The sequence below is a fragment of the Streptomyces sp. NPDC037301 genome, from assembly GCF_055602785.1.
Window position 1 is genome coordinate 1 of the sequence record NZ_JBVJWD010000161.1, and the last position, 1,888, is coordinate 1,888.

The window sequence follows — 1,888 nt, forward strand, 5'->3', positions numbered from 1 at the left end:
GACAAGGTGATGGAGGGCATGGCGGAATGGTCCAACCGCCCGCTGGACCGCGTCTATCCGGTCCTGTTCGTGGACGCCATCAACGTCAAGATCCGGGTTCTGTCGACGATCTTGTGATCCGGACGGTCGAGGCTCACCGTGTGAGCAGGACGCGTTTGCGAAGGAGATCGAGGCTGGCCCTGCCGAACATCTGGCGTTTCAGCATCTTCAGCCGGTTGATGTTGCCCTCGACGGCACCGGAACTGTGCGGCAGGGACAGCCCGTTGCGGACCGCGTCGAAGTCGCGGCGGAGGTTGCGGGCGAAGCCCGCAAGCGGAGCCAGACTGTCCCGTTCGACGTCGGTGATCCACTCTTCGAGGCGGTCGCCGTGGCGACCGGTCATCATTGCGGCGAACCTCCTGATGTAAAGAGTGAGCCGGTCGAGTTCGGGATCGCGCTCACGCAGCCGGTGAAGCTTGCCGGCGTCCTCGTCCCGCAGGTGCTCGGGGTGGGTCATCATCCAGGAGGTGACCTCGCGGACCGATGGAGGCTTCGGTCCCGGGTCGGGTGCGTGTCCGCGCCCGGTCCGGTAGCGCCGCAGATGCCGCTGAACAGCCAACTCGCCGCCGGGATAGCCAAGTTGCTGGATTTCGCGGTAGAGCTGGGCGGCGTTCCTGACGCCCTCATTCCAGCGCCGGTGCAAGTAGCCGACGTACGGGTCGACAACATGCGCTCGTTGGAGGTTCTTGGCCACGACATCATCGGCGGAGCGGGCGTTGACCAGTTTACGGACCGTGGCCTGGTGCAGCCCGAGCTTCCGGCCGATCGCCGCCTTCGACATCCCCTGCTGCCACAGCTCATGGGCGGCAGCATGCTGCTCACGCAGCCGGATCACGATCTTCAGGTCTTTCGGTGGCTGGACCAGTTCGGGCTCCACCTCCGCGTGGTCGGGGCCGGAGGCCGAGCCGGGAGGCGGTTCGGCCAGGCGGAAGCGATGGGCGTTGACCGTCTTCTCGACCGCCTGGCCGAGGTTGGCCCACAGGTGGTAGCGATCCGCGACCTGTTCGGCCTGCGGTGCCCCGACCCGAGCGCCCTCCGCGTAACCGCTGGAACGGTCCCGGCAAATGACCTTCACCTCTGGGTGATCGCGGAGCCAGGCAGCCAGGTCCTCGCCTTCGCGGCCGTCGTAGAGGTGCAGCGGCCGGTGGGTGGCCATGTCGATCAATACCGTGCCGTAGTGGCGGCCCTTGCGGAAGGCGAAGTCGTCGACGCCGAGGATCTCCACCTTGCCGATCTCCGGCTCGGGCAGAGCCCTGACCAGCCGCAACAGCGTGTCCTTTCCTACGGTGAGTCCGACCGCGGACGCCAGTCGGGCTCCTGCCCGGCCGGTCAGGGCCAGCCCGATCTGCGTCAACACCTCGCGCAGCAGCGGGGTATGCCGACTGTGCGGGGTGGTCAGTCCTGAGATCTGTTCGGCGAACGTCACCGCCGTGCAGGCAGGGTTCTCGCAGCGGAAGCGGCGCACGCACAACTCGATCACGACACCGAGCCCGCCCACGGCGACATCACGCAGCCTGCGTACGTACCGACCGTGCACCCGGGCCGAGCTCTGACCGCACCGACAGGAGCCAGTCGTCGCCCGCACCCGCGCTCTCAGCACTACCTGGTCCGGCCGCCGCTCGACCTCCTCGATCAGCAACGCGGACAGGTACGGAAACAGCTCGAGGAGCACATCACGAGAGCACGCGATGCATGATCGCGAACAGGCGGAGCAACGTGCTCAGCCGTCCGGATCACAAGATCGTCGACAGAACCAAGATCCGCGACGGCCAGGTCGCGAACCGCCCGATCTACGTCGTCATGGCCGTGACCGCCGAAGGCACCCGGGACATCCTGGGGATCTGGGCCG

At 66.9% G+C, this 1,888-nt stretch carries 1 protein-coding gene and 2 pseudogenes; 2 read left to right on the plus strand and 1 reads right to left on the minus strand.

From position 1 onward, the window contains the following. Nucleotides 1-96 (plus strand): annotated as a pseudogene (locus ACZ7IB_RS49090) (transposase); the annotation flags it as partial. Between the two features lie 37 nt (nucleotides 97-133). Here the strand turns inward: ACZ7IB_RS49090 and ACZ7IB_RS49095 are convergent. Continuing rightward, on the minus strand, nucleotides 134-1,711 hold the full coding sequence (locus tag ACZ7IB_RS49095) for an ISL3 family transposase (protein ID WP_470921872.1): 1,578 nt from the start codon (nucleotides 1,709-1,711) through the stop codon (nucleotides 134-136). An 83-nt stretch (nucleotides 1,712-1,794) separates the two neighbouring features. Between ACZ7IB_RS49095 and ACZ7IB_RS49100 the strand changes: the two are divergent. Continuing rightward, nucleotides 1,795-1,888, plus strand: a pseudogene (locus tag ACZ7IB_RS49100) (transposase); the annotation flags it as partial.